Source organism: Shewanella sp. ZOR0012, from assembly GCF_000798835.1.
Classification (GTDB): Bacteria; Pseudomonadota; Gammaproteobacteria; order Enterobacterales; family Shewanellaceae; genus Shewanella; species Shewanella xiamenensis.
The window spans coordinates 3093265-3106893 of the sequence record NZ_JTLE01000094.1 but is presented as its reverse complement, the minus strand read 5'-3'; the positions used below and the strand labels follow the sequence as shown (position 1 = coordinate 3106893).

At 49.3% G+C, this 13629-nt stretch carries 9 protein-coding genes and 2 pseudogenes; 6 read left to right on the top strand and 5 right to left on the bottom strand.

Features of this window, described 5'->3' with window-relative positions; all coding sequences use genetic code 11:
- A pseudogene (locus tag L976_RS15305) lies at positions 1–683 on the bottom strand (polyphosphate kinase 1); the annotation flags it as partial.
- A 319-nt stretch (positions 684–1002) separates the two neighbouring features.
- Here L976_RS15305 and yegD point away from each other — a divergent pair.
- Positions 1003–2457 (top strand): molecular chaperone, encoded by a 1455-nt coding sequence (gene yegD, locus L976_RS15300; protein ID WP_047538061.1) that lies wholly within the window; start codon positions 1003–1005, stop codon positions 2455–2457.
- A 22-nt stretch (positions 2458–2479) separates the two neighbouring features.
- Positions 2480–2989 (top strand): CreA family protein, encoded by a 510-nt coding sequence (locus L976_RS15295; protein ID WP_156143192.1) that lies wholly within the window; start codon positions 2480–2482, stop codon positions 2987–2989.
- 98 nt (positions 2990–3087) lie between these two features.
- On the opposite strand, the gene L976_RS15290 is transcribed toward L976_RS15295, so the two are convergent.
- The 3 genes from L976_RS15290 to pdsR all read right to left on the bottom strand — a co-directional run bounded on the left by L976_RS15290 (position 3088) and on the right by pdsR (position 7297).
- Positions 3088–4287 carry a cystathionine beta-lyase gene (locus L976_RS15290; RefSeq protein ID WP_047538058.1) on the bottom strand — a complete coding sequence of 400 codons (1200 nt, stop codon included), beginning with the start codon at positions 4285–4287 and terminating at the stop codon, positions 3088–3090.
- Between the two features lie 125 nt (positions 4288–4412).
- A complete protein-coding gene (gene pdsS / locus L976_RS15285; protein ID WP_047538057.1) occupies positions 4413–6572 on the bottom strand; it encodes a proteobacterial dedicated sortase system histidine kinase in 2160 nt (719 codons plus the stop codon).
- A gap of 32 nt (positions 6573–6604) precedes the next feature.
- Positions 6605–7297 carry a proteobacterial dedicated sortase system response regulator gene (gene pdsR, locus L976_RS15280; RefSeq protein WP_037418159.1) on the bottom strand — a complete coding sequence of 231 codons (693 nt, stop codon included), beginning with the start codon at positions 7295–7297 and terminating at the stop codon, positions 6605–6607.
- Between the two features lie 232 nt (positions 7298–7529).
- On the opposite strand from pdsR, the gene pdsO reads away from it, so the two are divergent.
- From pdsO to L976_RS15265, 3 genes are read left to right on the top strand one after another with little or no spacing between them, the layout of a single operon-like run.
- Complete coding sequence (gene pdsO, locus L976_RS15275; RefSeq protein WP_047538054.1) at positions 7530–8327, top strand: sortase-associated OmpA-like protein PdsO; 798 nt, start codon at positions 7530–7532, stop codon at positions 8325–8327.
- A 45-nt stretch (positions 8328–8372) separates the two neighbouring features.
- Positions 8373–10640, top strand: a complete 2268-nt coding sequence (locus L976_RS15270) for a marine proteobacterial sortase target protein (protein ID WP_047538051.1) — start codon at positions 8373–8375, stop codon at positions 10638–10640.
- Between the two features lie 9 nt (positions 10641–10649).
- Positions 10650–11330, top strand: a complete 681-nt coding sequence (locus L976_RS15265) for a class GN sortase (protein WP_047538048.1) — start codon at positions 10650–10652, stop codon at positions 11328–11330.
- Between the two features lie 111 nt (positions 11331–11441).
- Here the strand turns inward: L976_RS15265 and L976_RS15260 are convergent, their stop codons facing one another.
- Positions 11442–12467 carry a GGDEF domain-containing protein gene (locus tag L976_RS15260; RefSeq protein ID WP_047538046.1) on the bottom strand — a complete coding sequence of 342 codons (1026 nt, stop codon included), beginning with the start codon at positions 12465–12467 and terminating at the stop codon, positions 11442–11444.
- Between the two features lie 159 nt (positions 12468–12626).
- Here L976_RS15260 and L976_RS15255 point away from each other — a divergent pair.
- A pseudogene (locus L976_RS15255) lies at positions 12627–13629 on the top strand (PA domain-containing protein); the annotation flags it as partial.

The following is a 13629-nucleotide window of genomic DNA, read 5'->3' as shown; positions in this document are numbered from 1 at the left end:
TTCATCGAATAAACTTCAATCGCATCGTATTCAAAAAACGGTCCAAACAACTCATCCACACAGTGGCGGATAATATTATCCAGCAGGATCAGGTATTTTTTGGCTTTAGATTTTTCAGCAGGTAACTCGATAAAACGCGGGACATTTTTGGTGGGTACCTCTACGAGAGCATATTGTCTGCGCAACTTAGTGTATAAGCATACGCAAAGGTAAGTTGCATCATCGTTGATATGTTTTACGAGGTCGCGATTGTTATTGACGATAAGCGGCGCGATATGACGTTTAAAATGATCGCGAAAATGCTTTTTAAGCCAGTTACTATGGAAGTCGCTTAATTGTTTTTCATTAATTAACAATATATTACGGCGAACTAATTCGCGCATCAGCTCGGCATAGATACTGTCGAAACGCTCCTGCAGTGCCATCACTTTGGATTGAATTTTTGCCATTAAGTGACGACTATTACTACGCCCTTCCTGCAGGGAAGACAGTAATATAGAGCGCCTAACTGCTGCGACCCGCACCCGGAAAAACTCGTCCATATTATTGGAGAATATACCCAAAAAGCGCACGCGCTCAACAATCGGCACATTGGGGTCGCAGGCCTCTTGCAGCACTCGCTCATTAAATGACAACCAAGAGAGTTCTTTATCAATCGACAGTTTATCGGTATTCGGGGACACTGCACAGCTCCTTTAAGCAAGCGTCATGGCGCAGTATACAATAGCATTCATACATCGGAGTGCAATCAGATTTACTGCTACAAATGAAGGGATTTAAAGGCAAATTCCCCTTCGGGCGAAAGTCATAAGTCCATAAAGATACGAACGGAATATGTCAGATTGATGACCATTGTGACAAAAATGTGACTTTAACTTAACGTTGGCTAGTCACGAGTTTACAAGGTAAAGGGTAGGATATGCACTAGGCTTTCTTTGGGATTGAGGCAAACTGTGTTAACGTGCTCGGCTTTTTATTGTGGTATGACTTAGAGGTAAGCGGATGTTTGTTGGATTTGATTATGGCAGTGCCAACTGTGCCGTTGGGATCATGCAGGGAGATGAAGTATCACTCTTATCAATATCCACCGATTCAACTTATTTACCGTCAACGCTATATGCGATGGACCGAGAGTTAATTGCCGAAGCCGTTTATCGCGCTCTTCCCACAGAATTAAAAGCCGATTATGCCCAAAAGCGCGCCGCGCAATTAAGCCGCGCCCGTATGGTACGTCATGAATTAGATCTCGATGCCGAGACGCCAGCGGTGTTTGTGGGTGAGCAGGCCGTGGCCGCGTATCTTGAAATGCCCGAAGAAGGTTTTTATGTCCGTTCGCCAAAATCCTTTTTAGGTGCAACTGGCCTTAGACCCGAGCAAGTTGCCCTGTTTGAAGACATAGTCACTTTAATGATGCAGCATATTAAAATGCGCGCCGAAGCCGTACTCGCCGAAAAGGGCGTAACATCCGCAGGCGAAGCCAGCATTACCCATGCAGTGATTGGTCGCCCAGTGAACTTTCAGGGCATTGGTGGTGAAGAGAGTAACCGCCAAGCCGAGACTATTTTAACCTTAGCGGCGAAACGGGCGGGGTTTGTCGATGTGGCATTTCTGTTTGAGCCGCTTGCCGCGGGTATGGACTATGAAGCCAGCCTCAAATCCGATCAAACCGTACTGGTAGTCGACGTCGGTGGCGGTACCACCGACTGTTCTGTAGTTAAAATGGGGCCTAAGCATCAGTCGAATTTCGATCGCAGTGCCGATTGTCTTGGCCACAGCGGCCAGCGTATTGGTGGTAACGATCTGGATATCGCATTGGCGATGAATGCCTTTATGCCGCACTTTGGTTTAGGTTCGCTGATGAGTAATGGTAAACCTATGCCGAGTAATCCCTTTTGGAATGCGGTTGCCGTTAACGATATCAGTGCCCAGCGTGAGTTTGCCACCTTAAGCACTCGCAAGTTGATAGATGAACTGATCAAAGAAGCTGAGCAGCCACATTTATTAAAAAGATTGCTCAAAGTGCAGCAACAACAGTTAAGCTACCAAATTGTACGTTTAGCCGAGCGGGCTAAAATAGCCTTGTCTGAGGTTCAAACAACTGAAAGTCCACTGGAATTTATTGAAGCCAAGCTCAATGTTGAAGTGAGTCGCGATTGTTTTGAAAATGCCATTGAACCGTCATTGACTAAGATAGAAGCCTTAATGCACCAAGCACTGACTCAGGCGGCCAAGAGTCTTGCTGGCAATGGATTAGCACCTGAAGAACTGGCTGTCGAGGCTGGAACCTATGAGTGCCAACCCGATGTGATTTATGTGACGGGCGGTACCGCACGAAGCCCAGCAATTTACGCTAAAATCACTAGCCTTTATCCCGATACGCCTGTGGTGGTTGGGGATCACTTTGGTTCGGTGACGGCTGGTTTAACGCGTTGGGCACAAAAGTGTTTTGCTCAATAGGATGATGAATAAGGATAAACAGATGAAGAAAGTTAATCAGGCTTTAATGTCTTTGCTGGCCGTGACGTTGGCGGGGACACTGCTCACGGGCTGCGGCGATGACGTAGGTAAAGTGAGCCTCGGTTTATTTACCACGAAAGACGTGATTATCGATGCCAAGCATGACCCGAAAATCCCCGGCGTGACCTGCCATATTAGCCGTATCGAAGCGAATCTTGATTTTGCCGATCCCTCCGATATGGGCATTAGCTGCCGTCAAACGGGGCCGATTTCCGCCGCCGATATCGCCAAAATCGATAAGAGCAAACACGGCGAAGTGGTGTTTACCGAATCCTTAAGCATCTTATTTAAAACTTTAAAAGTGCGCCGAATTTACGATGCGCCCAATCAAACGCTGTTGTATTTGTCTTATTCAACCAAAGAGACTAATGGCAGCCACAAGCATGCCTTATCGACCGTGCCTTTATACGGCTCTCAGGCGTGGGTTGACCCCGCAATAAGTGCGGCGCAGCCAAACAGTAAAAGTGGGTAAAGCCGAAGTCAAAATAAGGTGGGGTTAAACGAAGGCGGGGCAAAATGAAGGCGAGATAATTCCCGCCTTCATTGTTTAACATATAAGTTGTTTAAGCCTTATTTGGCCTTGGCAGCAAATACGGCATTAAAGCGCTCGAAGCCCGCACTGAGATCGGCAATTAAATCATCGGGATCTTCTAGGCCAATATGCACACGGATCAATGGTTTGCTTGCATCCCATTGAGTGGCGCTACGGATTTTTTCAATTCCGAAAATCCCTAGGATCAGACTCTCATAACCGCCCCAAGAAAAACCCATTTTAAAATGTTGCATATTTTCAACGAGCGCGGTCACCGCCTCCTGATCCCCTTGCTTTAATACAAAGGAAAACAAACCATTTGATGCGCTAAAGTCGCGTTTAAAGAACGCATGTCCTGGGCAGGTATCAAAGGCGGGGTGACGTAAATGGTCAACCTCGGGGCGAGTTTTCAACCAGTTAGCCACTTTAAGGGCATTTTTTTCATGCTGCGCCATGCGCACGCCTAGGGTGCGTAATCCGCGTGTGGCGAGATACACATCATCTGGGGAAGTGGTTTGTCCCAATAAATAACTGCGCTCACGCAGCTGCGGCCAGTGTTTCTCGTTGGCTGTCGCGGTGCCAATCATCACATCAGAGTGACCGACGATATATTTGGTCGCGGCTTGAATCGACACATCGACACCCATCTCGAAGGGCTTGCTATTGATTGGCGAGGCCCAAGTGTTGTCGAGAATAGTCACTAATCCATATTCATGGGCGATACGGCATAGGGTCGGGACGTCCTGTACTTCCATGGTGATGGAGCCAGGAGACTCTAAAAACAGCACCTTAGTGTTGGGGCGGATAAGCGCGCGAATACCTTCACCAATCAGGGGATCGTAATAGGTAGTCTCAATATTAAAGCCCGCCAGAATATGGCTGCAAAGATCGCGGGTCGGCTCATAAACACTGTCGACCATCAGCAGGTGATCGCCCGCCTGTAAAAACGATAATAAAGCAGCACTAATCGCTGCTGCACCCGAGGGATACAGCGCCGTACCTACGCCACCTTCGAGCTCACTGATCGCCGCCTGAAACGCAAAATGGGTCGGGGTGCCGCGGCGGCCGTAAAACATTTCGCCATTGGTTTTGTTTTTGGCGGCGTGACGCATATCTTCCATGGTGTCGAAGACGATAGTGGATGCGCGAAATACGGGCGGGTTAATCACACCCTTGGTCCATTTTTTATCTCGACCGACGCTGACGATTTGGGTGGCTAGCTGATGTTTATCTGTCATAGGGCTTACCTTGGCGAGTCAGTTTTTATGTTGTTATCCATTGTGATGGCCGTCATCTTAGCATCTGCCCGTGAAAATGGCAGGAGGCAAACAGATGAGTTTGCCTCAAGTTGTAAGTCTTTGTATTAGCTAAGCGGCAGGGTAACCAGAATATCGACCCCATCGTTTTCACTGCGGTTGCGGGCCAAAATTTTCCCTTGGTGGAATTCGGTCACAAGCCGCGCAATATATAAACCTAAGCCGAGGTGAGGTTTATCTTGGGCTTGATTGACCCGCACCGAGACCATGGAATCGAAGATCTGCTCCGACATATCCACTGGCAACTGTGGTCCTAAGTTACTGATAAGCAATGTGGCTTGTTTGCCAACTTGGGAGAGAGTCACTTCAATCGCACTGCCTTGATGGCAAAATTCGATTGCATTGGCGATAAGCTTGTCCATCAATTGGGCTATGTATTCGGGCACACCCTGCATCATCAAAGGTTGGTCGGGCACTTTGACACTAAATTGCTGCTCAGGGTAGGTCATTTGATAACCTTGCATACAGCCGCTTACCACTTGGGATAGCGGGAACTTAGCCACATCGGCCTGAGTAAGGCTCTGCTCAAGGCGCGTTGCTTCACTCATATTGTTCAAAATCATGCTTAAACGGCTTACCCCTTCTTGGGCGCGGTCGACATATTTTTGGGTGTCTTTATCTAAGGTTTGCAGATTTAAGTGTTCTAGAGAGGAGCGCACCACTGCCACCGGCGTGCGTAATTCATGGGACAGGCGTGACGACATATTCTCCAAATAATGGGTGTATTGGCCCAAACGGCCGACAATGCTGGCAAAACTGCGGGATAAGTCGCCAATTTCGTCCCGCGCCTTGGAGGGTTTTAAATGGTTCCGCACGCGGCCTTGGCTGTCGATGGCATTCTCGGCCTCATCGCGCAGTTTGCGGATACGATTCGAAATACTCGAGGCGAAGAAAAACAGCGCTAAGGTGCCCATGCTCATAATGGTCAGGATCACGTTAAACAGTTTTTCCAGCGCGCGGTTACGCAGGGTGCGAATACCGTGGGTGGTTTCTTCGGCCACCACGGCGCCCATCACATTGTTATCAATCCAAATGGGGCTCGCGGCCGCGAGCACCACAGCCTTATTGTCTGGCGTCAGTCGCCAGGTCGAGCTTTGTTGTCCCGCAAGTGCCTTTTGAATATGGCTACCGTCGAGTTCGGTCGAGTCCTGTAGGGAATCGATAAAATCCTTCGGCGGTTTAGTGAGGATTTTATAGTAGAGCGGGTGCAGGTAGTCGCGCTGAAACCGCTGCCATAGTGAGTTGCTATTTTCATCATCGAGGGTGCGCGTCCATACACTGTTGCTATCACGGATATCGCCAGACTTCGCGAGCACACGCCCGTGTTTATCGACCACCCAAATCCGCGAGCTATAGTGGCTCATCCCTTTGATAATATTTTCAATTTCGGGTGATGGCACTAAGACTGTACCGAGTTTGTCGACGGTATCTAAGGCCGAGGTGCCGACAACGGCTGTGATATCACGGTATTTGCTGTCGTTGACATCGGCAATGGCAAATCCTAGTTTGCTGCCCACCATATCCAAGGGGATACGCAGTTCGATATTGTAGCCCACATCCGTGGTGGCCCATTGCCCTTGAATACGCACCTCGGGTGTCACTGGCACGGTTTGTTTAGGATTTGCGGGCAGCTCGAAGGCACTGATCCAACCGGGCTGGGTCGTAGCCACGATATAACGCTTAAATTTATTGTCGGGAGCAAGGGTCGCAATCGACAGGTGATCGTTCCTATCGACACTTAAGGCATTTTTGCCACGAAATACCACATTGGGATCGACCACCTGAAAAAAGGCATACAGATAACCATCGTACTGACCCACCATATGGGTAAAACTTAAGGTGAGCGACGTGCTGGGATCGGCACGCATGATGAGATTCGCCTCACCGTACTGGATAAATCTGTGCTGATATTCCTGCCATTCATTGAGTTTGCCATCGAGCAGAATCGCGCCCGCTAAGGGGTAAGCATAGAGATCGCGACTCTTTTCCACCTGCTTTAAAAAGCTCGCCTGACCGTCGAACAGCTTGGGGCGCTCGTGCAGTGCGGTCGCTAAGGCTTGGGTGGTGCCCTCTAAGGTGCGTTCCTGACCGTGGCGCAGGTATTTTTCCATCTCCCACACATATTGGTACCCCAGCCAAGGTAGGCAGAGTAAAAACAGGCTAAGGCCAATGACTTTAGTGCGAAGACCGAAGGGAAAACGTGTCATAGAATGCTGGCTAATCTGCTATTTGGCATGGTTTAGGCTAGGCTGTCCCAGCGATAGCCCATACCATAAACGGTATCGATACAATCAAATTCGGGCGCGGCAGCCATAAACTTCTTACGGATGCGCTTCACATGGGAGGTGATAGTGCTGTCATCGACAAAAATCTTCGCCTCCTGCATCAGCTCATGGCGGCTTCGGACGTGCCCCGGGTGTTTGGCAAGGGCGTGCACCATCCAAAACTCGGTGACTGTGAGTTCTATCGGGATCTGATTCCAAGAAACCAGCATTCGATTGGCGTCGATGGTGAGCGGTCCGCGCTCCAGTAAATTCTCCTGCGATGTTTGGCTGGTGGCTAACTCAGAGCGGCGAAACAGCGCGGCTAAACGAGCGGTCAAATGGGGGAAGCTCACTTCTTTGCTCAGGTAATCATCGGCGCCTAAACGCAGGCCGCACACAGTATCAAAATCGCTATCCCGCGCGGTTAAGAAGATGATCGGCAGAGTGTTTGACATGGCGCGTAGGGACTGACACAGCATAAAACCGCCGTCAATCTCATTGCCAAGGCCGATATCGATAATGGCTAAATCCGGCAGACGGGTATTAAACGCCAGCATGGCCGATGGCCTGTCGGCATAGGTTTGCACACTGTAACCGTGTTGCTGCAACACATCCTTGTAATTTTCGCGAATGGCCGCTTCATCTTCCACAATGGCGATACGTTTCATTTAGCCATCTTCCTATTGACTGCTGGGGATAAGTTTTCGTGACTATACAGGAATTTATTTCTGAGAAAAGCTCCCGAATGCAATTGCCATTTTGTTGCCACAATTGATAGTCGCATTGCCATTTTCCATCCCCGCTTATGCCATGGCACTTGTGTTTAATACGCTCATTCCGTTTTACCGGCCGCGCTAATGACTTAGGCGGGTAAACGCAGCACAAATCAAAAGGAATGAGATGATGAAAAAGACGCTGATTAATATCTTGGTACTGAGTGTACTCGCCGGGCCCATCGCCAATGTATCGGCAAAGGTGTCGCTACAAAATCAACCTCTGCTCATAGAGCCACAGACAGAGCTAATGATTGAGCAAGAGGAGGATGACGGCGAAGCGCTGATAGGTCTTGGCGGCGGAGCGCTACTTGGCGCCCTAGTGGGCGGCCCGGTTGGCGCCATTATCGGCGGATTTACTGGCACCTTAATCGGCCAGTCGGTATCTGATACCGACACGGTTAAAACTCAGCAACAACATATTGCCTTGCAGCGTCAACAATTGACGAGCTTAGCGGCCAAACAGCAGGCTAGTGAGCAACGCGCCGCCGAATATGCCTTAACCCAAAAGCAACTCGATGAACTGCTCGCCGAGCAACATCAACTGTTAAGTGAGTTGGCGCTGGGCATGAATGTGCAGTTCCGTACGGGCTCTGCGGAGCTTGAAAGCCATTTTTTGCCCCAATTAGACAATGTCGCCAAGGTGATGAAGCGCTTGAGCGAGTCCAATCTCGAGCTGAAAGGTTATGCCGACCGTCGCGGTGATCTGGCCTACAACCAAGCGCTCTCGGAGCAACGTTTGTTAGAAGTGCGGGGATACCTGATTAAGCAAGGCGTAGCCCCCGAGCGGATCACCACCCAAGCCTTCGGCGCCAGAATGCCACTCAATGACCAGCAAGACAGTGAATCCGATGTGTTCGATCGCCGAGTCACTCTGACCATGCAGCCTAACCAAGGGCTGATGGCGAGCCGCGTGACCGAATAATTCAACAATATCAATCGTATTCAATCAAGATCAGGAGCCTTTGTGATGATCACAGGGAAAAGGGTAAAAGAAGTTTGTCAAACGCTGGCGATGCTAGTGATCGGCGCCTCCATTTGTTGGGGGCTACCATTTGCGGTGTTAGCCTCACCGAACAGTGTGGGTACTTTATCGGCGCCGCAAAATATTGCCGCGACCTTCGATGAACATACGGCGAGCACATTGCCAGCTTTTAGTTTCGATGATGTCACCCAAGGGATGTTGGTGTATCAAACCGCCAGTGGCCGTTTAATGCCGTCCTTACCCGTGGACACGCAAGTGTCGATGCAGGTCTCGGGGCTAACCAATAGGGTGAGCGTAAAGCAGGTGTTCAGTAATCAAACCGGGTTTGTCCTCAATGGCCGCTATCTGTTCCCTTTACCCAATGAGGCGGCGGTGGACTCACTGCGTTTGCACATTGGTGAGCGGATCATCGAAGGTCAAATTCACCCAAAACAGCAAGCAAAACAGATTTTTGAGCAGGCCAAAGCCGAAGGAAAACGCGCCAGTCTAGTCAGCCAAGAACGGCCTAATATGTTCACGACCGAAGTCGCCAACCTCGCTCCTGATGAAAAGTTGGTGGTCGAAATCAGTTATCAAGAAACCATTCACTATGAAGATGGTCTCTTTAGCCTACGTTTTCCGCTGGTGGTGGCACCGCGCTATATCCCTGGCTTAACACTCGGTGGAAACAATGGTGAGCGCGTGACCAGCAGCCAAGTGTTCGATGTTGACCGGATTATCGCTCCGATCCGCGACGCTAATAGCGAGGCAGACCCTGTGCTAAAGGCCGATATTAAGGTCAAACTTGGTGAAGGCGTGGACAAATCAGCCGTGGTGAGTCCGTATCATCCCATCACGATAGATGAAAAACAGGGGCAACTGACGGCGGCCTTGGCCAATCGTGTGCCAGCCAATCGTGACTTTGTGCTGCAATGGCGTCTTAAGCAGGGCAATAGTCCCGTGGCTTGGGTATTCAACCAAGCGGGCAAAACCCATACGGCACAGGACGACAATGCGAGTGCGGATACAGGTCCAACTGGTAATAGTAGCAATACAGATAACTACAGCTTAGTGATGGTTATGCCGCCCAAAGTCAAGGCCAGTGAACAACTTAACTTGCCCCGTGAGCTTATTTTAGTGATTGATACTTCGGGGTCGATGGCGGGAGATTCCATTATTCAGGCGAAAAATGCCCTGCGTTATGCGCTGCGCGGTTTAAGGCCACAGGACAGTTTTAACATTATCGAATTTAACTCCGATGTGTCTTTATTATCGTCCACACCGCTGCCCGCGACAGCGAGTAATCTGGACAAGGCACGTCAGTTTGTGAATCGTTTGCAGGCCGATGGCGGCACCGAAATGGCGCAGGCTTTAAATGCCGCGCTGCCAAGGCAGGCGTTTAACACAGCTTCGGCTGAGGATAAGTCGTTAAGACAAGTGATCTTTATGACCGATGGCTCCGTCGGCAATGAGTCGGTGTTATTTGAGTTAATCCGTAATCAAATCGGCGACAACCGTCTTTTTACCGTAGGCATTGGCTCGGCGCCGAACTCGCATTTTATGCAGCGTGCGGCTGAACTTGGGCGTGGCACTTTTACTTACATTGGTGATGTGGATGAAGTGGAGCAAAAGATTAGCCAATTGCTGGCCAAAATCCAGTATCCGGTACTCACCGATTTACAGGTGCGCTTTGACGATGGCTCTGTGCCTGACTACTGGCCAGCGCCAATCCCCGATCTTTACCGCGGTGAACCGGTATTGATCAGCCTAAAGCGCCACCCACGTGAGCCTCAGGAACTCGTGATCTCCGGTCGTCAGGGCCATAAAAACTGGCAACAGTCGTTATCTTTGCAAGCCAATGACGCAAGCCATTCAGTAACTGATGCTGCGCAGCCTGCGGCGGGGCTCGATTTACTCTGGGCACGCAAACAGATTGCGGCCTTAGAGTTGAGTAAAAACGGCGCTAACGATGACAAGGTCAAAGAGCAGGTCACGGCGCTGTCGCTGAATTATCACTTAGTCAGCCCCTATACCAGCTTGGTCGCGGTGGATTTAACCCCCATCGCCAGCAATGCCATGAGCCGAGATGCGGTGGTGCGCCAGCATTTACCCTTGGGTTGGCAGCCTATGGGAGTTCTACCACAAACATCAACCTCGAGCCGTTTCGACATGCTCTTAGGTGGCGCAGTGTTACTACTTGCCTCGATGTTGGCGCTGTCGATTCGTCGCCAGCAGCGGCAGCAACGCGCGCTGTCATTAGCGCTGAATACTTGAGTTATGTCTATGAGTATGCACATGACTCAACAGATACAAATAGGGTTGCTGGTGGGATTGGTATTAATCGGCATTACGTTGTTTGGAAAAGGATTCTATATGCAAGCGAAAGCACACTTTGCCCAATATTTGATTGAACAAGCCTGGGCTAAAACCTTAATTGATGGTCAATCCCATAAACCTTGGTCCTGGGCCGATACCTATCCCGTGGCTAAGCTCTCCATCGAGCAGGCTAAAAGACCGAATCACTTCGATGGTCCGGCATCCAACGACAGCTTATATGTGCTGGCGGGCGCATCTGGCCGTAATTTGGCCTTCGGGCCTGCTTTAGTACTATCGAGTGCGCCCGCTGGCGCGCAAGGTAATACTGTGATTGCAGGGCACAGGGATACGCATTTTGCGATGTTAAATGGTATCAGCGTCGGGCGTCGCCTAGCGCTGCAAACCGCAGCGGGCAGGGAGATTGTTTACCAAGTGGTGGCGACCCAAGTGGTGCATGAGTCGCAAACTGAGTTGATGGCGCCAAGTGAGGATAATCGTTTAACCCTGATCACTTGCTATCCCTTCGATGTGCTGCAAGGTGGGGCGGAACTGCGTTTTGTGGTACAGGCTATCCCGGTCGAGCCAGAAACTGCAGCTCAATCCGAAGGGGCGACAGTCGATAGGACGTTGGAGCCAAAAGTGGCTTGAACATTCGAGTTGATAGCTTGAGTTACTCGCTACAATGGGCAGGTTGACTGGTAACTAAAAAATTGGCAAATCAATTAGGGCAGAGCTGAAGGCTCTGCCTTAATGTCAGCATTAATTGTTTATTGGCATCACTCTATTACGGCCTAGACGTTTTGCCTCATAAAGCAACTTATCTGTATTTTCAATAAGTTGTATTACTGATTGTCTTTCTTGCCACTGAGATACACCAAAGGAGGCGGTGATATTGTCGATACGTTGATCTTTGCGTCGATCCTTGATGCTGAGTTTTTCAAGCCCACGGCGCATGGCTTCAGCCAGTTGCCTGGTGATTCGTAATTGGCTCTTTGGCACTAAAATGGCAAATTCTTCACCGCCAAAGCGGTACAGCTTACAGCCATCTCGGCAGGCTTCCTGCAAACGCTTTGCAACGACCTTTAATACTTGGTCGCCAAGCTGGTGACCATAGTTGTCATTAAAGGCCTTAAAGTGATCGATATCGACCAAGATAAGACAGGTGCCCTCGGGAGCCTGTGCCAACATGCCTGCGATATCGGCATCAAAGGCGCGGCGGTTTAAACAGCCAGTGAGTGCATCGTAAAGTACATCTTTTTCTGTTTTTTCAAGCTTTTGTTTTAATGCATCAATCTCTGTTTGGGCTTTTTGCAATTGGGTCGTAAAAAACTCGGTGCTTGAGCGAATATTGTCGGCTTCCTTCACCAAATTACGGACTAAATCGAGCACTTGATCAACACTGAGCGTACCTTCTTCGATACCATTCAGTTTGGCAAAGTTATTATGGATACAGGTTTGAAACTCAGTCGCATCCAGATTGGTATCCTTAATCGACTGCGATAACTCAGTGGCCATGGCCTCAAGGTTTAGCCGCATATCTCGCACATTCAGTTCTATGGGGTCTGCCACATATTGACGATATAACAGCTCACTACTCACGGGAGGGCAGGTATTGTAATGGGCGATAACCGTATCGAGCTGTGCATTTAATGCCGGATTTTGTTCACCTACGTAGGTATACCAAAGAGCGTAATTAATGGGAGTCGTGGGGATTTGATGCTTGAGCATTAAGGGAACCGCTTTTTTAAGATTTAAGGCTGCGGTTTGTAATAAATCTCGTGACATGGATTAATCCCAATAAATATAAATCGATAAACTATGTGCACCACATAGGGGTAAGTATTTTGCTCGTCAAATCCCGTTACAACTCAAGCCAAAAGCGGGTTGAATAAACCTGCCAAAAGGCAAAGGGGATATGTTAGAGTTTATCGCTAAAACTAAATAATGATAATAACTTGGGAGAAACTCTTGAAAAATTTCATCCTTACGAGTGCCTTAAGCGCCTTACTGTCCTTGCCCGCTGTTGCCGCCCAGTCGTTGAGTGACAGCATGGATTTGAACCAATATCGTACAGATGTAAAAACCTTAGCCAGTGACGCCTTTGGCGGCCGAGCGCCCTTATCCGAAGGCGAGCAACTCACCATTCAATATCTTGAGAAAGCCTTCAAAGAAATGGGGCTTAAGCCTGGATTTGGCGATAGTTACTTGCAGGCTGTGCCACTGGCGAAAATTACCGCCGATCAAAATATGCAGCTTGATATGGGAGGGCTTAAGTTTGCCAATGGCAGCGAGTTTACCGCCAGAACCCAGAGAATTAGCGATAAAGTCAACCTTAGTAATAGCGATGTGGTGTTTGTCGGTTATGGGATTAATGCGCCTGAATATGGTTGGAATGACTATCAGGGACTCGATGTAAAAGGTAAAACCGTGATAGTGCTGGTCAATGACCCTGGTTTTGCAACTCAAGATCCCAAGGTCTTTAAAGGCAATGCCATGACCTACTATGGCCGCTGGACCTACAAATACGAAGAGGCCGCGCGTCAAGGCGCTGAAGCTGTTTTTATTGTGCATGAAACTGAACCCGCAGCCTATGGCTGGGGTGTCGTGCAAAACTCCAATACTGGCACTAAGTTCACCTTGGTCGATGCCAATAATAACCAAGGACAGGTGGGCGTGATGGGCTGGGTGCAACATGATGTCGCCAATAAGATTTTTGCTAAGGCAGGCATGGACTTCGATACCTTAAAGCAACAAGCCGCTAAGCCAAACTTTAAGGCCATTTCCTTAAAACTCAAGGCGAATGTCAGTTTAAACAATACGATTGAACGCGCCGAATCCCACAATGTGGCGGCACTATTACCTGGAAAAAGCCGCCCTGATGAGGTGGTGATGATGCATGCCCATTGGGATCATTTAGGTACAGTGATAGAAGACGATAAACCGGAAA

Bases quoted from the DNA above. Each gene is read 5' to 3' on its own strand.
- yegD (WP_047538061.1), top strand. From the start codon at position 1,003: ATGTTTGTTGGATTTGATTATGGCAGTGCCAACTGTGCCGTTGGGATC.
- L976_RS15295 (WP_156143192.1), top strand. From the start codon at position 2,480: ATGAAGAAAGTTAATCAGGCTTTAATGTCTTTGCTGGCCGTGACGTTG.
- L976_RS15290 (WP_047538058.1), bottom strand. From the start codon at position 4,287: ATGACAGATAAACATCAGCTAGCCACCCAAATCGTCAGCGTCGGTCGA.
- pdsS (WP_047538057.1), bottom strand. From the start codon at position 6,572: ATGACACGTTTTCCCTTCGGTCTTCGCACTAAAGTCATTGGCCTTAGC.
- pdsR (WP_037418159.1), bottom strand. From the start codon at position 7,297: ATGAAACGTATCGCCATTGTGGAAGATGAAGCGGCCATTCGCGAAAAT.
- pdsO (WP_047538054.1), top strand. From the start codon at position 7,530: ATGATGAAAAAGACGCTGATTAATATCTTGGTACTGAGTGTACTCGCC.
- L976_RS15270 (WP_047538051.1), top strand. From the start codon at position 8,373: ATGATCACAGGGAAAAGGGTAAAAGAAGTTTGTCAAACGCTGGCGATG.
- L976_RS15265 (WP_047538048.1), top strand. From the start codon at position 10,650: ATGAGTATGCACATGACTCAACAGATACAAATAGGGTTGCTGGTGGGA.
- L976_RS15260 (WP_047538046.1), bottom strand. From the start codon at position 12,467: ATGTCACGAGATTTATTACAAACCGCAGCCTTAAATCTTAAAAAAGCG.